Consider the following 22,904-nt stretch of genomic DNA (forward strand, 5'->3'; position numbering starts at 1 on the left):
CAAGCCTTTCGTGCGGTGGGGACTCACTCCAGGTTAGTGATTCTCATCACGTTCGGGGCCCCTACTCGACCAGGTCGCGCGACGGACCTGGTCGGCGTACGCATCCACGAACCGGGCCAGATCCGCCAGGAAAGCGGGCCGGTCGGCAACGGCGGTGAGGGCCCCGGCGAATAGGCTCAGATGTTCGGCGAGCCCGACCTCGAACGCCTGCTTGCCCTGCTCGGTCACCGCGAACTGCCAGCTGCGGCCGCCCGCGCGGCTCCGGCCAACAAGCCCGGTTTTCAGCGCTGCATTCACTTGGCGGTTCACCGTCGACTGCTCGAGATTGAGTTCTTCGGCGATCTCGCGCAGGCTGCGGCCGCGGCCGTCGGAGAGCAGCCAGAGGAGGCGCCCGTCGGCGGCCCGCAGCTCGCCTTGCTGCTCGGCGACGCGTCTCGACGTGTCGAGCCGGTTGAGCAGCGAAGCGACCTCGCGGTCGTCCGGCAATGGGGCGGTCATGGTTCCTCCGGGTTGGTTGCAGAGCGCAAGTATGTGTAATCTACACACAACCCCACAAACATCACTTCGGAGCATCATGTCAACAGCCGTCCATACCGCGCCCCGCACGCGGTTCCCTTCTACCGCCGTTGTCGCCGTCCTCTGCGTCGGCAGCCTCGTCGGTGCGCTCATGCAGTCGCTGGTCGTGCCGATCCAGGGCGAACTGCCGACCCTGCTCGGTACCAGTGCGAGCAACGCCTCGTGGGCGATCACCGCGACCCTGCTCGCTTCGGCCGTCACCATGCCGGTCAGCGGTCGCCTCGCCGACATGTACGGCAAGAAGAAGGTCTTGGTCTTCAGCGCTGCGCTACTGATCGTCGGTTCGATCATCTCCGCCATGTCCGACTCGGTCGGTCCGTTCCTGGCCGGCCGCGCCGTGCAAGGGATGGCGATGGGTTACATCCCGGTCGCCATCAGCATGGTCCGCGAAGTCGCCCCGCCCGCCCGTCGAGCTTCCGCGGTCGCCGCGGTCAGCGCGACGCTCGGTGTCGGCGGAGCCATCGGCCTGCCGCTCTCGGCGTGGATCGTGCAGTCGCTGGACTGGCACTGGCTGTTCTGGCTCTCGACCGCGCTTGCCGTGGTTGTTCTGTTCGCGACTTTGGTCGTCGTCCCGAGCGTCCACGACGCCCACCCGGGCCACCTCGACGTCGTCGGCATCATCGGTCTCGCGGTCGGTCTGGTTTCGTTCCTCGTCGGCGTCTCCAAGGGTTCGTCGTGGGGTTGGAGTTCGGCGAACACGATCGGCGCGATTGTCGGCGGCATCGTGGTGTTGGTCCTGTGGGGCGCGTACGAACTGCATCACGCCGACCCGCTGGTTGATCTGCGCACCACCGCTCGCCGCCCCGTTCTGTTCACCAACCTCGCGGCTGTGCTGGTCGGGTTCGGAATGATGTCGCAGATCATCGTGGTTCCGCAGCTGCTGGAGATGCCCGAGATGACCGGTTACGGACTGGGTCAGTCGATCCTGGCCGCGGGTCTGTGGATGGCCCCCGGTGGCCTGATGATGATGGCGTTCGCCCCGGTTTCCAGCGCGCTGATCACTCGCTCGGGTGCGCGCATCACCCTCGCGGTCGGTGCGATCGTCATTGCGTTCGGCTATGTCTTCGCGCTCGCCCTGATGAGCGCTCCGTGGCAGCTGATGCTCGCCACCTGCGTGACCTCCGCCGGTGTTGGCATCGGCTACGCCGCCATGCCCACGCTGATCCTGGACAACGTTCCGATGGTCGAAGCCGGTTCGAGCGTCGGCGTGAACGCGCTGATGCGTTCGGTCGGCACCACCCTCGCCGGTGCGGTCATGGCTGCGGTGCTGACCTCCGACACCAGCGTGCTGCGCGCCGGAACCCCGGCCATCCCGACCTCTGGCGCGTTCAAGATCTGCTTCGTGCTCGGTGCGGGCGCGGCACTGGCTGGTGCGTTGGTCGCGCTGCTGGTTCCGCGTCGGGGCAGCAAGGAGCCGGTTGGCTCCCATGCGGCTGCTCCCACCGACGTGTCTGGGTCGACCGAGCCGGTTCCCGCCGCTGGCTGATCGTTTCAACGGACCCGCCCTACCCCGATGTCGCGGGGTGGGGCGGGTTTGTCGTGGGGCGGGTAGGTGCGCTTGGCACCTGCACACCTGAGGTCGACGCGGGCGTCGTACGGCGGTCGGACCTGACAAGATCGGACCATGGTCGCCCGTACGGATTTTCTGAGTGCCTACTCCCACGGCTACGCCCGGATCGCGGCGTGCACGATGCCGACCGCGATCGCGGACCCCGACACGAACGTACGCACCGTGATCGAGCAGGTCCGCGTGGCGCACGACAAGGGCGTGGCGGTCGCGATCTTCCCCGAGCTGTGCCTGAGTGGCTACGCGATTGAGGACCTCCACTTGCAGGACGTTGTTCTCGACCGCGTCCTCGCGGCGATCGACACCTTGGCCGAAGCGACCCGTGAACTGCGCCCCCTGGTGGTGGTTGGCGCCCCGCTGCGCAACGGCAACCGGCTCTACAACTGCGCGGTGATCCTGCAGGGCGGCGAGGTCGTCGGTGTCGCGCCGAAGTCCTATCTGCCGAACTACCGCGAGTTCTACGAGAAGCGTCACTTTGCCGCCGGCGATGAGGCTCGTGGCGGGTCGATCCTGCTGCGCGGCAAGGAGATTCCGTTCGGCCCCGACCTGCTGTTCCGGGCCACCGACGTTCCCGGGCTGGTCGTCCACGCGGAGGTCTGCGAGGACATGTGGGTGCCGGTCCCGCCGTCGTCGATGGCCTCGCTGGCGGGCGCGAGCGTCTTGGTCAACATCTCGGGCAGCCCGATCACGGTCGCCCGGGCGCAGGACCGCCACCTGCTCTGCCGGGCGCAGTCCGCGCGCTGTCTGGCGGTCTACGCCTATGCCGCGTCTGGCCTGGGGGAGTCGACGACCGACCTCTCGTGGGACGGCATGACGATGGTCTACGAGTGCGGCGACCTATTGGGTGAGACCGAACGATTCCCGGACGGTCCGCGCAGCACCGTCGTTGACATCGACCTTGACCGGATCCGCCAAGACCGGATGCGCGACGGCTCCATCGACGACAACGCCCGCACCCATGGCGCTCTGACCGGCTCGTTCCGCACCATCGATTTCACGCTCGACCCGCCCACCGGTGACATCGGGTTGTTGCGCAAGGTCGACCGTTTTCCGTTCGTGCCAGACGATGAGTCGCGCCTGGCGCAGGACTGTTTCGAGGCGTACAACATTCAGGTCTCTGGCCTGATGCAGCGGCTGCGGGCGATCGGCAATCCGAAGATCGTCATCGGCGTCAGCGGTGGCCTCGACTCAACTCAGGCGCTGATCGTCGCGGCTCGCGCGATGGACCGGATGGGACGTCCGCGAACAGACATCCTGGCCTACACGATGCCCGGATTCGCGACCTCCGATCACACCAAGAGCAACGCCTACGCGCTGTCCGAGGGGCTCGGAGTGACCTTCGCCGAGCTCGACATTCGGCCGACCGCGACTCAGATGCTCAAAGACATGGGCCACCCGTTCGGCGATGGGGAACCGGTCCACGACGTCACCTTCGAGAACGTCCAAGCGGGATTGCGCACCGACTACCTGTTCCGAATCGCCAACAAGGACAACGGGATTGTTCTGGGAACCGGCGACCTGTCGGAGCTGGCGCTCGGGTGGTGCACCTACGGCGTCGGCGACCAGATGTCGCACTACACGGTGAATTCCGGCATCCCGAAGACGATGATCCAGCACCTCATCCGGTGGGTCGTCGGCGAGAAGCTGTTCGGTGATGAGGTCGGCGCGGTGTTGACCGACATCGTCGATCAGGAGATCAGCCCCGAACTGGTTCCGAGCAAGCCCGGCGAGAAGATGCAGTCGACCGAGGACAAGATCGGGCCGTACCCCTTGCAGGACTTCACCCTCTTCTACACGCTGCGTTACGGCTATCGCCCGAGCAAGATCGCGTTCCTGGCCTGGAACGGCTGGCACGACGAGAAGAGCGGGGAATGGCCGGCCGGCTATCCAGCCGACAAGCAAATCGCCTACGACCTGGCGACCATTCGCTCCTGGCTCGAGGTCTTCATCAAACGTTTCTTCGCCTTCAGCCAGTTCAAGCGGTCCGCGCTGCCGAACGGCCCCAAGGTGATGGCCGGTGGTTCACTGTCACCGCGCGGCGACTGGCGGGCGCCGTCCGACGGCAATGCGGCCGCCTGGCTGGCCGACCTGGAACGGGTGCCCACCTCATGAGCATTCAGGTGTTGGCCGCGCGTGAGGTTCCGCTGGGTGGACTGCGCGCGATCACCGTACGCCGGACGCTGCCGCACAAGGACCGCTCGTTCGTCGGCGCATGGTGCTTCGTCGACCACTACGGCCCGCAGCAGGTCAGGGCGGGCAACGACGGGGGAATGGATGTTCCGCCCCACCCGCACACCGGCTTGCAGACCGTGTCGTGGTTGTTCGAGGGCGAGATCGAACACCGTGACTCCGCCGGGGTGACGGCGGTCGTACGCCCCGGGGAGGTCAACTTCATGACCTCGGGCGCAGGTATCTGCCACAGCGAGGTCGCCACGGCTGACACCACGACGCTGCATGGGGTGCAGTTGTGGGTGGCGCTGCCCGACAGCGACCGGCACACCGCCCGGGACTTTTACTTCCATCGGGCGGAGCCGGTCGAGCTGGCCGGCGGGGCTGGAACCGCGCGGGTCTTCGTCGGCGAACTTCCGGGCGTCGCGGCGTCGCCGGTCCACACCTACACCCCGTTGCTCGGGGCGCAGCTGGACCTTGCGCCGAACGCGCGCGTCGAGCTGGCGGTCGATCCTTCGTACGAGCACGCCGTCTTGGTCGACCGCGGCGAGGTGGAGTGGGAGCAGCAGAAGCTTTCGTACGCCGAACTTGGCTGCCGCGACGAAGGCGCCTCGACGCTGTCGCTGACCGTCGGCCCGCAGGGCGCCCGGGTGATTCTGCTCGGCGGCGAGCCGTTCACCGAGGAGATCCTGATGTGGTGGAACTTTGTCGGCCGCACCCACGAGGAAATCGTGCAGTTCCGGCAGGAATGGCAAGCCGGCGACGCCCGTTTCGGGGCCGTCGAGGGCTACGTCGGCGCGGTCGACCGAATCCCGGCCCCGTCGATCCCAGGCGTACGACTGCGGCCCCGTGGGCGTCGCGGGAAGCGCTGAAACACTGGTTGTTCACCCGGCCTTTGGCCGTTGTCGGCTGGACGGGTTAAGTTCGGAGGATGCCAACGTCCCCGCGCCTGCAGGTTCGCGGTGCCGCATGGCTCGCCCAGGTGAGTGACGACGACGTGATCGCTCACGTCGGACGTTTCGCCTACGAACGAGCGCTGGGCTATGTCGACTCCGAGCGGGTGCAGTCGATCAACACCGGCGACAACGGCCGGATGATCATCGGCGTCGTCGACGGGAGCTCCGCGAACCCTTACTCCTGCATGTTGACCGTTCCGAGTGTGGGTGCCCGCCCAGCGGAGTGGAAATCGCGCTGCACCTGTCCTGTGCGGGAGGCCTGCAAACACGTCGCGGCCGTGGTGTTGACCGGCCGCGAAGCGCTCGGCGGCGACGCACGACCGGGCGGCGACAGCGCATGGCGGGAGTTCTCCGACCGCTTCTTGGAGCCCGACGATCTCTCGAGCATCGACCCGGGCGATGGCCTCGCGTTGCGCATTGCGCCGGTGATGGCACCGCGTTCGGGCACCGATTCGACGCCCCGGACCCGCTTCGAGCTGATCCCGTGTCGGATGGGCAAAACGGGCCGCTGGAACATGTCGATCGAGTGGACCGACGTCCGCAGCGACCTGCGGCCAGGCTCCCGCAATTTCTTCGTGGCTGACCACGCCCAGGCTCTTAACCGGTTGTTGGAGCGCTGGCGGATGGCCGGGTTTGCGATCACTCGCGCGCCGCGGCTGATGCTGGACGAGCTCGGCGGCGGCGTGTGGGACGACCTGCATATGGCAGTGGCTGCGGGCGTCGAACTGCTGCCCGCGTTCGCCCACCCCGATGCGCGGGTTGAGTTGTGCGAGACCGTGGTTCGCACCGACATTCGGTTTGGCGATACTCCCGATGGCGACCTGATCGGCACCACCCACCTCGATCTGGATCGACCCGGGCGGCAGGTTTTGATCGGTGACCCGGCCCACGGCGTTGTCGTGATTGATGACAATGACCTGACCCTTGCCGGCTTCGATCACCCGATGTCTTCGCTGGCCCAGTGGCTGGCCACCAACGGCCCGGTCACCGTCCCACCCGCGGTGGCCGACGGCTTCCGGGAGGCCGAACTGCCGCGCCTGGCCAAGCGCTACGGCGTCATCAGCGGCGGCGACGTCCGTCGGCCCGAGCCGGTGTCAGTCGAACCGCTGCGCCTGCATCTTGCGGTGTCCCGCGCAAGCGAGGTGTCGGTGCGCGTAACCACCGGGGTGCGCTATCCCAATGGCACCCTCCAATCGCTTTCGCTCGACGCGACCGACCGCACCGGCCGCGACCGCCAAGGCGAGCGTCGGCTGGTCGAGGCGGTGGACGCGGCGCTGCGTCCGGCCGGGATGCTCGAAGCTATCGGCGGCATCGGATGGTGGCCGCGCGACGTAGCCGTGATGGAGGGCCACCGCGCGATCGGGTTCTGGCAGGAACTGCCGCAACTGCAGGCCCACGACCTGATCGAGATCGAGGTCGCCGATGACGTTCCGGTCTTCGAGGAAGCCACCGACGACCCGCTGATCGAGATCGGGGCGAACGACACCGACGACATCGACTGGTTCGACCTGCACATCGAGGTGACGGTCGGCGGGGAGAAGGTGCCCTTCGAACCACTGTTCACCGCGCTGGCTCGCGGCGAGGAGTATCTCCTGCTGGAGTCGGGAACCTGGTTCTCGCTCGACCACCCCGAACTGCAACGCCTCGCCGCGTTGATCGGGGAGGCGCGGCAGCTGTCCGACCGCGGTGGCCGCGGCGGAGTGCAACTCAACAAGTTCCAGCTCGGCTGGTGGGAAGAGCTCGTCGAACTCGGCGTGGTCGCCAGCAGTTCTGCCGCCTGGACCGAACGGGTCGCGCGCCTGTCCGAGCTCGGTTCCCACGAACCGCCGCCGGTGCCGAAGGACTTCACCGCGACCCTGCGTCCCTACCAAATCGACGGCTATCACTGGCTGACCTCGATCTGGGCCGCGCGCCTTGGCGGTGTGCTGGCCGATGACATGGGTCTGGGCAAGACCGTTCAGGCGCTCGCGATGATCCAACGGGCCTACGAACAGGGCGAACTCACCGATCCAGTGCTGGTCATCGCGCCCTCATCGATGGTCGGAACCTGGGAGCGGGAGGCCGCGACGTTCGCGCCGACGCTGCCGGTGGTGGCCATTCGCAGCACCACCGCGAAACGCTCGGAGTCCCTCGCTGAAACCGTACGAGGGGCCGCGGTTGTCGTGACCTCCTACACCGTGTTGCGCCTCGACGCCGCGGAATACCAAGCCCTGCCGTGGCGCGGTGTGCTGCTTGATGAGGCACAATTCATCAAGAACTACCAGTCGAAGACCTTCCACGCGGTGAAGCGACTGCAGTCGCAGTTCACCCTGGCGATCACCGGCACCCCGCTGGAAAACTCGCTGATGGACCTGTGGGCGATGCTGGCGCTGGCCGCGCCGGGGCTGTTCCCGCGGCCAGACGCGTTTGCGCGAACCTATCGCCGGCCGATCGAGGCCGGTCATCAGGAAACCCTGGAACTGTTGCGGCGCCGGTTGCGGCCACTGATGATGCGCCGCACCAAGGAGGTCGTCGCTGCTGACCTACCGCCCAAGCAGATCCAGCTGATGGAGGTCGCGCTCACCCCGAAGCACGGCGCCTATTACCATCGCCACCTGCAGCGCGAACGGCAGCGGATCCTCGGGTTGCTCGACGATCCCGATGCGAACCGGATTGCGATCCTCGCCTCGTTGACTCGGTTGCGTCAGCTCGCGCTCGATCCGCGGTTGGTCGATGCCGACTACACCGCCAAGGAGCCGAGTGCGAAGGTCGGCTTCCTGATCGAACAGTTGCGGGAGATCACCGCCGAAGGTCACCGGGCGCTGGTCTTCAGCCAGTTCACTTCGTATCTCAAGCTGGCCCGGGCGGCGCTGGAAGAGGCGGGGCTGACGACCTGCTACCTCGACGGTTCGACCACTAACCGGCAACAGGTGATCGACGACTTCAAGGAAGGCGACGCCGCGGCCTTCCTCATCTCGCTGAAGGCGGGTGGCGTCGGGCTCACCTTGACCGAAGCTGACTACGTGTTCGTGCTTGACCCGTGGTGGAACCCCGCAGCCGAGGCGCAGGCGATCGACCGCGCCCACCGCATCGGTCAGGAGAACCCCGTGATGGTCTATCGACTGGTCTCCCAGGGCACCATCGAACAGAAAGTTGTCGACCTCCAGCAGCGCAAGCGAGATCTGTTCGATCGAGTCGTCGACGGCGGCGGCGGCGCCTCGGGTGCGATCACGGCCGAAGACATCCGCGGGCTGCTGACCGACGACTGAGGCTGGTGGCGCTGGCGGCGGCCGGGGCTGGTGGAACGGCGGTGACACTCGTCGCGCCGAATTGGCGTACGCGCCGGTAACACCGACCTAGGCTGAACCTATGAAGCTCCCGTTCCACAGCAAAGAACCCGTTTCGTTCGCCGGCAAGCGCGCCCTCGTCACCGGCGGTGCGTCGGGCCTCGGCCTGGCAATGACGAAGATCCTTGCCGCGGAGGGGGCGAGGGTGCTGGTTGTCGACGTCCACGAGCAGGCACCCGAGGGTGTTCTGCCGCAAGGAGTTTCGTATCGCTCCATGGACGTGCGCTCCGACGAGGCATGGGAAGAAACACGCAACTGGGTCGAGTCCACCTGGGGTGGGCTCGACCTGCTGTTCAACAACGCCGGGGTCGCGGCCGGAGGCCGGATCGAGGTGGAGTCGATCGAGAACTGGCAGTGGATCATCGATATCAACCTGCTCGGCGTCGTACGCGGCTGCCGCACCTTCGTGCCGATGCTGCGCGAGGGTGGCGGCGGGCGGATCGTCAACACCGCTTCGCTGGCCGGGTTGGTGCACGCGCCCAACATGGCGTCGTACAACGCGGTAAAAGCCGCCGTCGTCGCGGTGTCGGAGACGTTGCGCCACGAGCTGGCGCCGGACCACATTGAGGTGTCGGTCATCTGCCCGTCTTTCTTCCGCACCAACCTGGCGCAGTCGCTGCAGGGCAAGGACGTGGAGACCGAGCAGACTGCGGTCGACCTGATTACCAAGGCTCCGCGCTCGGCCGATCAAGTCGCGGCGAAGGCGTTGGACGGTGTGCGAGCCGGGAAGTTCATCGTGCTGACCGACCCCGATGGCGTCGCGGCCTACAACGCCAAGCGGTTCGCGCGAGCCGCCTATGACAAGGCGATGATCCGGTCGGCGCAACAGATTCGCGACGGCAAAGACCCGATGGGTGGCCTGGCGAAGGTTCAGGAGAAGGTGCGCCAGCGCCGCGGCTGATCCTTAAAGCGTCGGGGGCATCTCGTTCGGGTTTGCCTTGTTCGGAACCTCACCTCGAAAGTTCGGGCCACTTTGGCGCGGCTGACCCTGGGGCACCTCAGTGGTGGTCGAACTAAGCCCGCCCGTGGTGCCGTTCTGGCCGGACCACTGACGGTGTTCCCCGGTCTGCCCGCCCTCGAATCCACGGAACCGGCCAGTCCCACCCGGGCCGCCACCACGACCGGAGTCGCCGCCACCGGCTTGCGAACCGAGCGGGAGCGCGTTCGCGGCGCCGACCGCGACGGTCGATGACAACCCGACGGCCACGGCTGCGACCACGGCGGTCTTCTTGCCCGACCACCGTCGCTGATTGGCTTCGGGAACGCTGAGCTCGCCGCCGGCGTGGTCGGTGCCGGCGTGGTCGGTGCCGGCGAACGGGTCGTGGGCGTCGTTCATGGTGTTCAGACCTTCCGATCATTGGGTTGTCGTCGGCGATCGTCGCGTTGGGGTCTGTCAGCAGCCTGTGGCGGAAATATCGCGCGACTGGGCAGTTCTGCGCTGCGCCCGCCTGGGCAGTTCTACCCATGGCGGGCAAGCACCCCGCGGAGGAGACTTGATGCGTCACCGTGACCAACCGAATCGGGACTACGGGGGTCTCTCACATCATGAACATCACACGTCGCACCATGTTGGGTGCCGCGGCTGGCGTTGTCGTCGCCCCAGCCTTCATCGCAAGCGCGGACGCAGCATCACCCGATTGGGCGGCGCTGGATCGAGCGGTGAGCGGGCCCTTGTGGGTCCGTGGCGCCTCGGGCTTCACCACCGAGAAGCAGTTGTTCGACACCCGCTTCGACGGGTTGTCTCCCTACGCCTGCGTGCGGGCGGTGGGCCAGGCGGATGTGCAGGCGACCCTCGCTTTCGCTCGCCGCTACGGGCTGAAGGTCGCGCTACGTAGCGGCGGCCACTCGTACGTCGGGGCTTCGGCTGCGACGAACACGATCGTGCTCGACATGCGCGGAATGGGTTGGAGCCCAACGCTTTCCGGAACGAACGCCACGGTCTACGGCGGAACCACGCTCTACCCGGTGAAGGCGTCGCTGGCCACCCACGGTCGCGCCATTCCGACCGGGACCTGCCCGACCGTCGGCACCTCCGGCCTGACCGTCGGTGGTGGACTGGGCATCGAGTCGCGCACCTACGGGCTCACCTGCGACCGGGTCAGCTCGATGACGGTCGTCATTCCCAACGGCACCGCGTTGCGGGTCTCCGCGACCCATAACGCCGACCTGTTCTGGCTGCTGCGCGGCGGCGGTGGCGGAAATGCTGCGGTGGTGACCGGCTTCACCTTCCTCACCCACGCGGCCACGTCGAAGGGCAGCTTCCGGCTCACCTTCCCCGCATCGGCCGGCGTGAAGGTGTTGACCGGATGGGCAAACTGGATGCACAGCACCTACAACTCGCGCTGGTCGAACCTGCACCTCACCTCGACCGGCACCGGCAGCCTGACGATCAGCATCGTGGGCGTCACCAATGTCGGCGATGAGCGCAGCGCCGCGGCGTCGCTGATCTCGGCCATCGGAGCGTCGGCGTCGTCGGCCAGCTATGCGGAGCGGTCCTACATGGACACCACCCGCTATTTCGGTGGCGGCACCACGTCGGCGCGGCAGCCCTTCTCCGCCGGATCCGACATCATCGGCGCGATGTCGACCAATGCGGCCGGCGCGATCCTGGGGGCGGTCAAGAGTGGGCCGAGTGGTTACACCGCCATCCTGGACCCGCTCACCGGGGCGGTATCGACACCACTCAACACCGCGACCGCGTTCCCCTGGCGCGACCACATCTGCTCCATTCAGTGGTACGTCGGTGGCAGCAACTATTCGTCGGCGGCGAGTTGGATCGCGCGGGCTCACGCGGACGTGCGGTCGTACAGCTCCGGTGGCTATGTGAACTACCTGGAGGCCGGCACCACGATGGCGCGCTATGTGGGTGGAAACCACAGCCGTTGGCTCGCGGTCCGGCAGGCATATGACCCGACTGGGGTGCTTTCCGCGGCGATCGCGCCGTGACCCGACTCGCTCACGCCGCGGGCTGACCAGGCGTGACGGGGATAGGGCGCCACCAGACGTGACGCGACGGTCAGTCGAGCAGGCCGGCCCGCGCCACAGTGACGGCGATCCCGACCCTGCTCGGCACTCCGAGCTTGCGCTGGATGCTGCTGAGGTGGGTTTTCACGGTGGTCTCCGAGAGGTGCAACTCTCGGGCGATCTGGGCATTGGACAGGTCTCGCGCGACCGCGGTGGCGACCTCGAGTTCCCGGCCGGTCAAGGAAACGAGCGCCTCGCCGGCGGCGGAGCGACCGCCGGACCCGGCGTTGACCAAGTCGAGCACGAAGCTGATTTTGTCGGGAGCGAGCACGCCATGGCCGTTGGCCACCCGGCGGATGCCGTCGAGGATCTCCTTCGGCGGCGCGGTCTTGAGCAGGAAGCCCGCGGCGCCGGCGGTGATCGCACGCGCGACGACATCGTCGGTCTCCCAGGTGGTCAGCACCAGCACCCTCGGCGGTCGACTCAGCCGGTGGATCTGGGTCGTTGTGGTCAGCCCGTCCTGACGCTTCATGCGTAGGTCGAGCAACACGACGTCGGGGTGGTGGGCGTCGATTGCAGCAATCACCTCGTCGCCGTCGCTGGCAGTGGCGACGACCGCGATGTCGTCGACCTGGTCAAGCAGCATGCAGAGCCCCGACACGACCAGCGGGTCGTCGTCGACCACCAAGACCCGGATCGGGGTGGTCGTGGGTGGTGTCGGCCACGCCTCGGTCATCGGGATTTCCTCCATCGACGGTTCGCTCATCGGCTGTTCTTCGCTGCGTTGTTCGATGGGTTGACCGGGGAGAACTGCCAGGGCAGCTTCACCAGGAAACGGAAGGCGTGGGTGTCGTCGACCCATGCCCACGACTCGCCCCCGGCGAGTTTGACCCGCTCGTGAATCCCGTTCAGCCCGTGGCCGGGTAGGAAGCGACCGTCGGTGGTCTGCGGCAACAGGTTGGTCGTGGAGATCTCGATCCCGTTGGCCGGTCGCGCATCCAGGTGAAGGCGGATCGTCGCTCCCGGAGAGTGCTTGCGGGCGTTGGTCAGCAGTTCCTGGGTGATCCGGAAGATGGAATGACTCACCCGTTCGTCGAGTGGGCTGGAGTCGTCGATGAAGATCGAGCTGGCGACGGGGCTGCCGGCCGCCAACGACTCATCGATCAGGGTGGGCAGGTCGGAGAGGGTGCGCAGGGCGCGGGCCACGTCGGGGTCATCCGGTCGCCGCAGCAACTCCAGCAGCGAGCGAAGGTCGATCATCGACTGGCCGGCGCTCTCCCGAATCACCCGCGCGCTCTTCTGCAGGCGCGGATTGTCGGCGGCGGCCAACTCAAGAGCCCCGGCATGCAGGTTGAGCAGAGACAGACGGTGGCCGAGGGCGTCGTGGATCTCGCGCGCGATGCGCTCCCGTTCGGCTTGACGGGCGACGGTCTCGTCGAGCACCCGAATGCGATCAGTGGCCAGATCGTGAGCCACGGTGCTGGTCGCGAGTTGGCGTCGGCCGCGAAGCAACACCGCGCCGCCCAGACAGATCGCGACCAACACGATCGGGATGGCGAGGGCGACCGCCCAGGGGAACGTCGAGCCGGCCGGGAAGGGGAAGAAGGTGCGCCAAAAGGACTGCACCGAGTTGTAACCCTGCACGTCGCGGTGGACGGAGACGCCGACCGCGATCGTCGCGAAGACAGCGACTGGCGCGACCACCCGCCAGGCGATTCCGCTGGTGGCAACCGCGAAGACGCCGACCAATGGCAACGACCCGTCGATCGGGAACAGCAGGGTGATCGCCGACCATCCAAGGGCGAGCGGCAGCGGCCAGCGCCGACGCCAGACCACCAGCACGCAGCCGGTCACCCCGACCAGCCACAAGAGGATGGACCAGCTGTCGCCCCGCGCGGTCTCGCCCTGCACGGTCACTCCGGCAATGCGCGCATCACGCTGGCTCATGGCCAGCGTCACCGACATCACCGTGGCCATCACCAGCGCGGTGGTTCGCACCCGCCGCCACAGTTTTGACGGTTCCCCCTTGACTGGCATGCACAGAACCTACCGACCTGCACCGACAACCTCCTCGACCGTCCGGTCGGTCCTGCCTCCTCCGATCGGAGGAGGCGGTTCGGGCTGATGCGCCGATGCCGCGAAGTGGCCTGCGGCCGTCCACTAGTGGCATCGATCGAACCCCGATCAGCAACCCCACCAGCAGCGGAGGATCCGTCATGAACAACCAGAACTCGCAGCCCAACAACCAGCCGAACCAGCAGCAGGGAACGCAGTGGCACGGCCAGCAACCGCCGGCGTACGGCCCGGCGAACCACCTGCCCCCGACACCGCCGTACGTTCAGGCGCCGCCGCCCAAGAAGAGCTGGTTCCTGCGCCACAAGATCCTCAGTGGACTGGGCGCGTTGGTGCTCGTGGCTGCGATCGGCTCGGCCGTCTCCGGCGGCGGTGGGGCCAACAGCAACGCCGCGGCGAGCAGTTCCGACACCGGCACCAGCGCAGCGGCCAACAGTGCCTCGAGCGCAGCGGCGACCGACTCCAAGACCGACAGCAAGAGCGCCGCGGAAACGGCAACTCAGACGAAGACCGGGTCGAAGGTCGAGAAGAAGGACCCGGGTCTGGGCACTCCCGTTCGCGACGGCAAATTCGAGTTCACCGTGACCAAGGTCAAGACCGGGGTGAAGTCGATCGGGGATCAGTACCTCGGCAAGCAGGCGCAGGGCTCGTTCGTGTTGATCTCGGTGACGGTCAAGAACATCGGTGACAAGTCGCAGACGATGTTCGACGACAACCAGAAGGTCACCGACACACAGGGCCGGCAATTCAGCGCCGACACCGAGGCGTCGATCTACCTCAAAAACAACAACCTGTGGATGAACGAGATCAACCCGGGAAACACCGCGACCGGGACCCTGATCTACGACATGCCGGCCGGCGCCACCCCGGCCTCGCTGGAGCTGCACGACTCGGCGTTCAGCGGTGGGGTGACGGTCTCGCTGAAGTGACTCATCGCCCGTACGCCGTGGTTTCTCTCCTGCGGCGTACGGGCGATTCTCCTCGCCAGACCATCGGGCTGCCACAGCATCGGCACAGCGGGACTGTCGAACGTAGCCTGTATGAATTCCGTGACCGCGCAGTTGCGCACCTCCGACCCCGCCGGCCGCAGTGCGCGGTTCAGGCTGTCCAGATCTGCGCCCGAGGACGCCGCCGATGGTGGCGGGTCGCGGATGACCCGCTTGTGGCGCGGTGCGCCGGCGGACCCGCGGTGGGCCAGGCCGGCGCTGATCGCGCTCCTGGTCGTCACCGCGGCGGCCTACTTCTATAACCTGACCTCCAGCGGATACGCGAACTCGTTCTATTCGGCTGCGGCCCAAGCCGGTTCGCAGTCGTGGAAGGCGTTCTTCTACGGCTCTTTGGACTCCGCGAACTCGATCACCGTCGACAAACCGCCTGCGGCGTTGTGGGTGATGGGACTGTCGGTTCGGATCTTCGGGCTCAACTCCTTCGCGATTCTGATGCCCGAGGTGCTGATGGGTGTCGCGACCGTCGGGTTGGTCTACGCGATGGTCAAGCGCTACTTCTCGGCGGCTGGTGGTCTGCTGGCCGGCGCGACCATGGCGCTGACCCCGGTGGCCGTTCTGATGTTCCGCTTCAACAACCCCGACGCGTTGCTGGTCCTGCTGATGATGCTCGGCGCTTGGGCGACGTTGCGGTCCATCGAGCGCGGATCGACCAAGTGGATGGCCATCGCCGGTGTGTTTCTCGGCCTGGGCTTCCTGACCAAGACACTGCAGGTGTTCCTGGTGGTGCCGTTCTTCGGCATCGCCTACCTCATCGCGGCCGACACCACCCGGCGGCGTCGGATCGTGGGTGCGGTCGCCGGAGTCGGCGCAATGGTTCTCTCCGCAGGCTGGTGGGTCGCGATCGTCGAACTGATGCCTGCTTCGATGCGCCCCTACATCGGCGGCAGCCAGAACAACTCTTTCCTTCAACTCACCTTCGGTTACAACGGTTTCGGCCGGCTCAGCGGTGACGAGACTGGTTCCGTCGGCGGGGGCGGCGGCGGAACCAGCAGCGGCCAGTGGGGTGCCACCGGCATCACCCGGTTGTTCGACTCCGAGATCGGCGGCCAGATTTCCTGGCTCCTCCCGACCGCTGTGTTACTGCTGGTGATGGGAATTGTGCTGCGGGGCAGAGCCCCTCGTACGGACTTGCGGCGCGCCGCGCTCATCGTCATGGGTGGCTGGATGGTCGTCACCGCGCTGACATTCTCCTTCATGGCCGGCATCTTCCACGCGTACTACACGGTGGCGCTCGCCCCCTCGATCGCCGCGGTGGTTGGCATGGGCGGCGTGATTGCGTGGGAGCGCAAGGACGAGCTGATCGGCGCGATCACCCTCGCGGCGGCGACTGCGGTCACCGCGATCTGGGGTTTCGTGCTCTTGACCCGGGTGACTGACTACGGCCAGTGGCTGCGCTATCTGGTTCTGATCGTTGGACTCGCCTCGGCGGCGCTGATGCTCGGCCTGCGCTGGCTGCACCGCAGCGCGGTCCCGCTGGTGTTGTCCGGCGCGATCATCGCCGGACTGGCCGGACCGGTGGCGTACACCTACACGACTCTCGGCAGCGGTCACACCGGATCAATTGTCAGCGCGGGTCCGTCCAGCGGCGGCATGGGGGGAATGGGCGGTGGCTTCGGCGGCGGAACCCGAGGCGCCGGTCAGCCGGGCACCCCGCCTGGTGGCAGGACGGGTGGCGCACCGGGGGGCGCACCGGGCGGAACGACCGGCGGAACCGCGGGCGGAACGACCGGCGGGACCGCGGGTGCAGCGATGGGTGTTCCCGGCGGCACGACCGCCATGGGCGAGCGCATGGCCGGCATGGCTCAGGGCGGCGGCATGGGCGGCCTGCTCGACGCCAGCACCCCGAGCACCGCGGTCGTCGCGGCGTTGCAGGCGAATGCCTCGGAGTACACCTGGGTGGCTGCGACCATCGGCAGCCAGAACGCCGCCGGTCTGCAACTCGGCAGCGGCAAGCCGGTGATGGCCATCGGTGGCTTCAACGGAAGTGACCCGTCACCGACCCTGGCCCGGTTCAAGGCCTACGTGACCGCGGGCAAGATCCACTACTTCCTCGCCTCGGGTGGAACCGGTGGCGGAGCCGGCGGTGGGTCGAACGACGCGAGCCAGATCAGTTCGTGGGTGACGGCCAATTTCACCAAGGTGACCATCGGCGGCCAGACGTTCTACGACCTGACCCAGCCGACCAGCTGAGAGGAGCAGAGATGACCAGCACACTCGAACGCGCACCGCACGAGATGTCCGACTTCACGCTGCCCGCCACGGTGCTGGACCTGGTGATCCCGGTCTACAACGAGGAGGCAGGGATCGAAGCCTGCATCCGCACGGTCCACCGGTTCCTGACCGAGCAGTTCCCCTACATCTTCCGGATCACCATCGCCGACAACGCGTCGAGCGACGGGACCCTTGCGAAGTCAGCGGCGCTCGCGGCGCACTACCCCGGCGTACGGGTGGTGCACCTCGCGCAGAAGGGTCGCGGGCGGGCGTTGAAGGAGGTGTGGTCGCACTCGGAGGCGGTGGTCCTGGCCTACATGGACGTCGACCTGTCCACTGACCTGGCCGCATTTGCGCCGTTGGTGTCGTCGCTGATGTCGGGCCACTCCGATGTCGCGATCGGCTCGCGGTTGGCGCGCGGGGCGAATGTCGTCCGTGGCCCCAAGCGGGAGATGATTTCCCGGTCGTACAACCTGATCTTGCGGGGTGCGCTCGGCGCGCGGTTCACCGACGCGCAGTGCGGGTTCAAGGCGATCCGGGCCGACGTTGCCCGCGAGCTGCTGCCGATGGTGCAGGACACCACCTGGTTCTTCGACACGGAGTTGTTGGTGCTCGCCCAGCGCGCCGGGTTGCGGATCCACGAGGTGCCGGTCGATTGGTACGACGACCCCGACAGCCGCGTCGACATCGTCAGTACTGCGCGCGACGACCTCGCCGGGGTGTTGCGGATGCGGCGGGACCGGCGCCGATTGGCGACCCGGACCGCGGACATCCGCACCCGGATGGGTCGCGGGGAGGTGCTGCCGGTCTAGCTGGCTGGCCTGGTCGTCGGGTCGCAGGTCAGTCCGGCTCCGGCGGCTCGGCTGCCCCGTCGCGTTCGTCTCGGTCGGCCCACGCCAGCAGCTGGTCGAGCCGGTGCGCGATGTCGTCGATCTGCGCGTGCAGGTCGCCCAGGTCGGCGAACCGCTGCGGCATCGTGGCGATGGTGAAGTCCTGGGGGTGGATGTCGGTCAGTTCGGGCCAATCGAAGGGTGCCGACACGGTGCCTTCGGGATTACCTCGTACGGAGTAGGCGGCAGCGATCGTGTGGTCTCGGGCGTTCTGGTTGAAGTCGACGAACACCGAGCGGGGGTCGCGGTCCTTGCGCCACCACGTGGTGGTGATGTCATTCGGCGAGCGACGCTCGACCTCGCGGGCAAAGGCCAGCGCGGCGCGGCGTACATCAGCGAAGCCCCACTCCTGCTCGATCCGAACGTAGATGTGCAGGCCAGACCCGCCGCTGGTTTTAGGAAAACCGCGAATGCCCAACTCGTCCAACACTTCCCACGCGACGTCAGCCGCATGACGGACGGTGTCGAAGGGGCATTCCGGCATCGGGTCGAGGTCAATCCGCCACTCGTCGGGCTTCTCGATCTCGGGTCGCCGACTGTTCCACGGGTGGAACTCGACGGTCGACATCTGGACTGCCCAGACAACCTGTGCGAGTTCGGTGACACAGAGCTCGTCGGCAGTTCTGTGATAGCGCGGGAAGAACACTTCTACGGTCTCGACCCAGTCGGGGGCGCCGCGCGGGAGTCGTTTCTGGTGGACTTTCTCGCCGGCGACGCCGGTCGGATAGCGGTGCAGCATGCACGGCCGATCGCGAAGCGCCCGGACGATTCCCTCGCCGACCGAGAGGTAGTAGTTGGCCAGGTCTGCCTTCGTCTCACCACGGGTCGGGAAGTAGACCCGGTCGGGGTTGCTGAGCCGAACGGACCGGTCGCCGACCTCGACCTGAATGCTGGATGAACTGCTCGAAGAGCTGCTGCGCGCGGCCATGTTCCGAACCTACGGGTACCTTGGGCGCCGTGAGTCAGAAGCCAAGCATGTTCCAACTTCTCGCCCTCCGGTTCGCGGCGGCGATGGTGTCAGTCCTGGGCGGGCTCTGCCTGCTGGTCACCGTGCTCGCGCTGATCGTGTGGGCCAAGGGCGGTGAGAACGCCAACGGGATGCCGGGGCTCGCGATCGGGTTCTTCGTCGGCCTGCTGGTCTGTGTCGTCGTCACGCTGATGTTTCGCCGCCGGTCGCAGCGGGCGGAAGCTGCTGCGCTGGATCAGGTCGAGGAGAGCGACGGCCAGGCCTGAACCTGGCCGGCGCGCCGCCACACGAGGTGGCTTCGACCCTTCAGCCTGATGCGCGCGACGCGGCGCCGACCAGCCCGTACGTCGTCGAGCGCCAGCCAGTCCCTGTCGCCTTCGTGGGGATGATCGCGCACCCACTCCGGGAACATTTCGGCGTCCCAGTGGGAGCATTTCCCCGCCACGGTCGCCATCACGAACTCGATCGCGCGCTCGCGCCACTGGGGGAGCAGTTCGATGTCGGGGCGCACGTGGGTCATGCCACCGACGCGCTTCATCGCCAGGATTCTGCCGGTGTGGCGCGCGCGCAGCTGATCGAATCCGTCAGGGGTCTCGCCGCGCAGCAGTTGGCCGACAACCTCATTCATCCGGGCGCCGAGCTCATCACGTGTTGACACGCGAAAGTCCTTGCGTCACAGCATGATCGATCGTGTCGAGGTCGCGCAGAACGGCCTCGGAGTGGATGTCGGTGTCGCGCTCCAGCATGATTCCCGGCAGCGGTGCGCCGACCGCTGTGCAATGAGCGACGTACGAGGTCAGTAGGTCGGCGACCGATTTCGGCACAGCGTGACCGTGGGTGTCGATGTAGAGGCCGTCGCGCTCGGTGCCGCCGGCGACGTGCACGTAGGCGACGGCGTCGAGGGGAAAGCGCAGCAGTTCGTCGTAGGCGTCGGTTCCGCGGGCGGTGGCGCTTGAATGCAGGTTCGCGACGTCGAGCACGATCCGAACGCCGGTACGTCGCACGATCTCGCTCAGGAATTCGGGCTCGTCGAACTCGTCCTCCGGCCAGCGCAGCAGCGCGGCGATGTTCTCGATCGCCAGCGGGACCGGGAGCTGAGACTGGGCGATTTCGATGTTCTCCACGACGACCTCAAGCATCTGCTGGGTGCGCGGCGGGGGCATGAGGTGGCCTGCTTCCAACACGTCGCCGTGCAGTGCGTCCGGGGTCTCTGCGGCGCGTACGAACGCCAGATGTTCACTGACCAGCGGGGCGTCGAACAGTTCGGCGAGTTGCGAAAGTCGTTGCAGCCGGGCCGGATCCGGGGTGGAGGCGTCGGCGAGGCCGAGGCTGACGCCGTGCGGGATGACGGTGACCTGGCGGGCCAGATCCAACAGCGGCTGCGGCGCGTGGGCTGGGTCGATGTTCTCCGCGACGACCTCGGTGAACTGCAGGCGCCCGGCCGCGGCCAAGCGGGCTAGGTCGGTCGCGATCGGGGCTCGCCAGGCGATCGCGCTGCCGCGCGGCATCGGCTTGCGGCCCGCACGTGTCCCCTGGTCCATGCTCTCGAACGTACCTCCCTCGCGACGCCCGAAGGAAAGGGATCCGGTGGTGAGAGCGGTCACCTCTGCGCTGTTCCTTGCCCGATTTCGGGCAGATTGTTGTTATTTCGTTCCATTCGGGTGCACGATCCTCAACGTGCCTGATGAGGAACTCGTGCGTCGAATCGCGGAGACGACCGGCTTGTCGCCGGCGGAAGCGGCCCGAGTCGTCGACGACGTTCTCGCCTGGCACCACGAAACGGTCGAGGAGTTCGTCCGGCGGCGCCATCAGCACCATCAGACCTACGGCAAGCGCAATGACGAGATTTTCGACCTGATCGGCGACGAACTGCGGCAGACCCGGTTCGCCGCCCCAGAACTCACCGCGCGCCAGTTGCGGCGCATCGTTTACGGCTGAAAGGGATTCGCAGATGTGCGGAATCGTGGGCTACATCGGCCCGAACCAGGCATTGCCGGTCATCATCGAGGGCCTGGGCAAGTTGGAATACCGCGGCTATGACTCGGCCGGCGTCGGCGTGATCAGCGCGCGCGGCCCGAGGGTCGTACGCGCCGTTGGGCGGGTGCGCGACCTCGAGGCGGCGTTGCCGAAGCGCATCTCGGCGACCGTCGGAATCGGCCACACCCGGTGGGCGACGCATGGGCCTGCGACGGAGGCGAATGCTCACCCGCACCGGTCGTACGATGGTCGAATCCTGTTGGTGCACAACGGAATCATCGACAACGCGAGCGGGCTGCGGGCGTCGCTCTCGGCTGACGGCATCGAGTTCGCCTCGGACACAGACACCGAGGCCTTGGCCCATCTGATCGCGCGCTCGGCGGCAGACTCCTTGGAGGAGAAGGTGCTCGACGCGTTGTCCCGGATCAGCGGCACGTTCGCGATCGCGGTCCTGGACACCGCGCGGCCCGACCGGATCGTCGTCGCCCGCCAGGGCTCACCACTGGTCTTGGGCGTCGGCGACCACGAGATGTTCGTCGCGTCCGATCCGGCCGCGATCGTGCGGCACACCTCGAGCGTGGTGCACCTCGACGATGGCGAATGTGCGGTCGTGACCGCGGACAGCTTCCGTACGTTCACCGCGGAGTCCGCCGACACCGGCAAACAACCGCAGACCGTCGATGCGGAACTGCTCGACAGCGAGGTGGGCGAACACGAGACCTTCATGCACAAGGAGATGTTCGAGCAGCCGGAGTCGCTGCGCCGGATGCTCTCCGGGCGCCTGGACCACCGATTTGCGACCGTGCGCCTCGACGGGCTCGGCCTCGACGCGCGCGAGCTGCGCTCGTTCAAACGGGTGAAGGCGATCGGCTGCGGTTCGGCCTATTACATCGGACAGTTGGGTGCGTCGTTGATCGAGGACCTGGCCCGCATCCCGGCCGATGCCGAGCCCGCGTCGGAGTTCCGTTACCGCAATCCGATCATCGAACCCGACACGCTCTACGTCGCAGTCAGCCAGTCGGGGGAGACCGCCGACACGCTCTTCGCGGTGCAGGAGATTCAGCGCAAGGGCGGCCATGTCGTCGGACTGGTGAATGTCGTGGGGTCCTCGATCGCGCGAGCTTGCACGGGCGGGATCTACCTGCACGCTGGGCCGGAGGTCAGCGTGGCGTCGACGAAGGTGTTGACCCACATGGGCGTTGGTTTCGCCATGCTGGCTGTTCTGCTCGGTCGGGTGCGCGACCTCTCCCACGCCGACGGTGCGCGGATCCTCGCGGGCCTTGAAAAGATCCCCGCGCAGGTTCAGCAGATACTCGACAGCGAGTCGGCCTACACAGACGTGGCTGTGTCGTTCGCGAAAGCACAGTCGGTGTTCTACATCGGTCGGGTGCGCGGCTACCCGGTGGCGCGCGAGGGGGCGCAGAAGCTGAAGGAGATTTCGTATCTCCACGCGGAGGCCTATCCCAGTAGCGAGCTGAAGCACGGTCCGCTGGCGCTGATCTCGCCCGAGATGCCGACGGTGGCGATCGTTCCCGATGACGAACTGGTCGATCGGAACCTCGGCGCGCTGCACGAAGTTTCGGCGCGTAAGGGTCCGCTTGTCGTGGTCACCCACGAGGGTGTCGACATCGATGTGGACGCTGCGCGCATTGACGTCCCGAAGAACGAGCGCGAGCTCGACCCGCTGCTCCTGACCATCCCGTTGCAGTTGCTGGCCTATCAGGTGGCCACCGCCCTCGGGCGGGACATCGACCGCCCACGGAACCTGGCGAAGTCAGTGACGGTGGAGTAGTTCCGAGTCGGAAGGCATCAGTCCGGGCGGACGGCGCTCAGGCAGAACGGGTGGCCGACCGGGTCGAGCATCACGCGCCACTGGTCGGGGGCGGGCTGCGTCGCTGCCTCCTGCGCTCCGAGGGCGACGGCCGCGCGTACGTCGGCGTCGAGGTCCTCGGCCGCGAGATCGAGGTGGAGTTGCGCGCTGCCGGGCCAGGTCGGCCGGACAAACTCCTCGACCTTCATCAGCGTGATCATCGGTCCTGCGCCGGAAAGGCAGATCACGCTGCGGTCCGGCGTCGCGAATGCTTCCTCGAGCCCGAGCAGGCCGCGGTAGAACGGCGCGAGCTGGTCCGGGGAGGGGCAGTTGATCGAGATCGAGGCTAGGGCAGCGATGCGGTCGGTCATGGGCCGAACGGTAGTGCGCAGGTCTGACAGGTGCCGAGCC

20 protein-coding genes are annotated in these 22,904 nt (G+C 67.1%); 12 read left to right on the forward strand and 8 right to left on the reverse strand.

Annotated features, from left to right (window positions below):
• Window positions 1-33: 33 nt before the first annotated feature.
• Window positions 34-498, reverse strand: a complete 465-nt coding sequence (locus ACYU98_RS04505; protein ID WP_460466995.1) for a MarR family winged helix-turn-helix transcriptional regulator — start codon at window positions 496-498, stop codon at window positions 34-36.
• A 31-nt stretch (window positions 499-529) separates the two neighbouring features.
• Here ACYU98_RS04505 and ACYU98_RS04510 point away from each other — a divergent pair, with 31 nt between their 5' ends.
• From ACYU98_RS04510 to ACYU98_RS04530, 5 genes are all read left to right on the forward strand, one after another.
• Complete coding sequence (locus ACYU98_RS04510) at window positions 530-2,062, forward strand: MFS transporter (RefSeq protein ID WP_460466996.1); 1,533 nt, start codon at window positions 530-532, stop codon at window positions 2,060-2,062.
• A gap of 138 nt (window positions 2,063-2,200) precedes the next feature.
• Window positions 2,201-4,255 carry an NAD(+) synthase gene (locus ACYU98_RS04515; protein ID WP_460466997.1) on the forward strand — a complete coding sequence of 685 codons (2,055 nt, stop codon included), beginning with the start codon at window positions 2,201-2,203 and terminating at the stop codon, window positions 4,253-4,255.
• Window positions 4,252-5,184, forward strand: coding sequence for a pirin family protein (locus ACYU98_RS04520; protein ID WP_460466998.1), 933 nt, complete (start codon window positions 4,252-4,254; stop codon window positions 5,182-5,184). Before ACYU98_RS04515 ends, ACYU98_RS04520 begins: the two co-directional genes overlap by 4 nt.
• A 59-nt stretch (window positions 5,185-5,243) precedes the next feature.
• The gene (locus ACYU98_RS04525; RefSeq protein WP_460466999.1) at window positions 5,244-8,516 is read left to right on the forward strand and encodes a DEAD/DEAH box helicase; all 3,273 of its coding nucleotides are present in this window, start codon (window positions 5,244-5,246) and stop codon (window positions 8,514-8,516) included.
• Between the two features lie 100 nt (window positions 8,517-8,616).
• Window positions 8,617-9,495: an SDR family NAD(P)-dependent oxidoreductase gene (locus tag ACYU98_RS04530; protein WP_460467000.1), complete on the forward strand. Its 879-nt coding sequence runs from the start codon at window positions 8,617-8,619 to the stop codon at window positions 9,493-9,495.
• A 3-nt stretch (window positions 9,496-9,498) separates the two neighbouring features.
• Here ACYU98_RS04530 and ACYU98_RS04535 read toward each other — a convergent pair whose 3' ends face one another.
• Window positions 9,499-9,930, reverse strand: a complete 432-nt coding sequence (locus ACYU98_RS04535) for a hypothetical protein (RefSeq protein ID WP_460467001.1) — start codon at window positions 9,928-9,930, stop codon at window positions 9,499-9,501.
• A gap of 209 nt (window positions 9,931-10,139) precedes the next feature.
• On the opposite strand from ACYU98_RS04535, the gene ACYU98_RS04540 reads away from it, so the two are divergent.
• Window positions 10,140-11,540, forward strand: coding sequence for an FAD-binding oxidoreductase (locus ACYU98_RS04540; RefSeq protein WP_460467002.1), 1,401 nt, complete (start codon window positions 10,140-10,142; stop codon window positions 11,538-11,540).
• 70 nt (window positions 11,541-11,610) lie between these two features.
• Here the strand turns inward: ACYU98_RS04540 and ACYU98_RS04545 are convergent, their stop codons facing one another.
• Window positions 11,611-12,324: a response regulator gene (locus ACYU98_RS04545; RefSeq protein ID WP_460467003.1), complete on the reverse strand. Its 714-nt coding sequence runs from the start codon at window positions 12,322-12,324 to the stop codon at window positions 11,611-11,613.
• Window positions 12,321-13,595, reverse strand: coding sequence for a sensor histidine kinase (locus ACYU98_RS04550; RefSeq protein WP_460467004.1), 1,275 nt, complete (start codon window positions 13,593-13,595; stop codon window positions 12,321-12,323). Before ACYU98_RS04550 ends, ACYU98_RS04545 begins: the two co-directional genes overlap by 4 nt.
• Before the next feature lie 179 nt (window positions 13,596-13,774).
• Between ACYU98_RS04550 and ACYU98_RS04555 the strand changes: the two genes are divergently transcribed.
• The 3 genes from ACYU98_RS04555 (at window position 13,775) to ACYU98_RS04565 (ending at window position 17,661) form a co-directional block, all read left to right on the forward strand.
• Window positions 13,775-14,560, forward strand: a complete 786-nt coding sequence (locus ACYU98_RS04555) for a DUF4352 domain-containing protein (RefSeq protein ID WP_460467005.1) — start codon at window positions 13,775-13,777, stop codon at window positions 14,558-14,560.
• Between the two features lie 111 nt (window positions 14,561-14,671).
• A complete protein-coding gene (locus ACYU98_RS04560) occupies window positions 14,672-16,828 on the forward strand; it encodes an ArnT family glycosyltransferase (RefSeq protein ID WP_460467006.1) in 2,157 nt (718 codons plus the stop codon).
• Window positions 16,829-16,839: 11 nt separating this feature from the next.
• Window positions 16,840-17,661, forward strand: a complete 822-nt coding sequence (locus ACYU98_RS04565) for a dolichyl-phosphate beta-glucosyltransferase (RefSeq protein ID WP_460467007.1) — start codon at window positions 16,840-16,842, stop codon at window positions 17,659-17,661.
• A 28-nt stretch (window positions 17,662-17,689) separates the two neighbouring features.
• On the opposite strand, the gene ligD is transcribed toward ACYU98_RS04565, so the two are convergent.
• The gene (gene ligD / locus ACYU98_RS04570; RefSeq protein ID WP_460467008.1) at window positions 17,690-18,667 is read right to left on the reverse strand and encodes a non-homologous end-joining DNA ligase; all 978 of its coding nucleotides are present in this window, start codon (window positions 18,665-18,667) and stop codon (window positions 17,690-17,692) included.
• Between the two features lie 47 nt (window positions 18,668-18,714).
• Here ligD and ACYU98_RS04575 point away from each other — a divergent pair, with 47 nt between their 5' ends.
• Window positions 18,715-18,972 (forward strand): hypothetical protein, encoded by a 258-nt coding sequence (locus tag ACYU98_RS04575; RefSeq protein WP_460467009.1) that lies wholly within the window; start codon window positions 18,715-18,717, stop codon window positions 18,970-18,972.
• On the opposite strand, the gene ACYU98_RS04580 is transcribed toward ACYU98_RS04575, so the two are convergent.
• Both ACYU98_RS04580 and ACYU98_RS04585 read right to left on the reverse strand, forming a co-directional pair.
• Window positions 18,942-19,364 carry a hypothetical protein gene (locus ACYU98_RS04580; protein WP_460467010.1) on the reverse strand — a complete coding sequence of 141 codons (423 nt, stop codon included), beginning with the start codon at window positions 19,362-19,364 and terminating at the stop codon, window positions 18,942-18,944. The two genes, ACYU98_RS04575 and ACYU98_RS04580, sit on opposite strands and share 31 nt — an antisense overlap.
• Window positions 19,351-20,247, reverse strand: a complete 897-nt coding sequence (locus ACYU98_RS04585; protein WP_460467011.1) for an MbnB/TglH/ChrH family RiPP precursor modification enzyme — start codon at window positions 20,245-20,247, stop codon at window positions 19,351-19,353. The genes ACYU98_RS04580 and ACYU98_RS04585 overlap by 14 nt, the downstream gene beginning before the upstream one ends.
• A 136-nt stretch (window positions 20,248-20,383) precedes the next feature.
• Here ACYU98_RS04585 and ACYU98_RS04590 point away from each other — a divergent pair, with 136 nt between their 5' ends.
• Together ACYU98_RS04590 and glmS are read left to right on the forward strand one after the other, a co-directional pair.
• Window positions 20,384-20,644, forward strand: a complete 261-nt coding sequence (locus tag ACYU98_RS04590) for a hypothetical protein (RefSeq protein WP_460467012.1) — start codon at window positions 20,384-20,386, stop codon at window positions 20,642-20,644.
• A 13-nt stretch (window positions 20,645-20,657) separates the two neighbouring features.
• The gene (gene glmS, locus ACYU98_RS04595; protein WP_460467013.1) at window positions 20,658-22,475 is read left to right on the forward strand and encodes a glutamine--fructose-6-phosphate transaminase (isomerizing); all 1,818 of its coding nucleotides are present in this window, start codon (window positions 20,658-20,660) and stop codon (window positions 22,473-22,475) included.
• A 17-nt stretch (window positions 22,476-22,492) separates the two neighbouring features.
• Here the strand turns inward: glmS and ACYU98_RS04600 are convergent, their stop codons facing one another.
• Window positions 22,493-22,864, reverse strand: coding sequence for a VOC family protein (locus ACYU98_RS04600; protein ID WP_460467014.1), 372 nt, complete (start codon window positions 22,862-22,864; stop codon window positions 22,493-22,495).
• Window positions 22,865-22,904: the final 40 nt, after the last annotated feature.

This window comes from Calidifontibacter terrae (assembly GCF_054778835.1).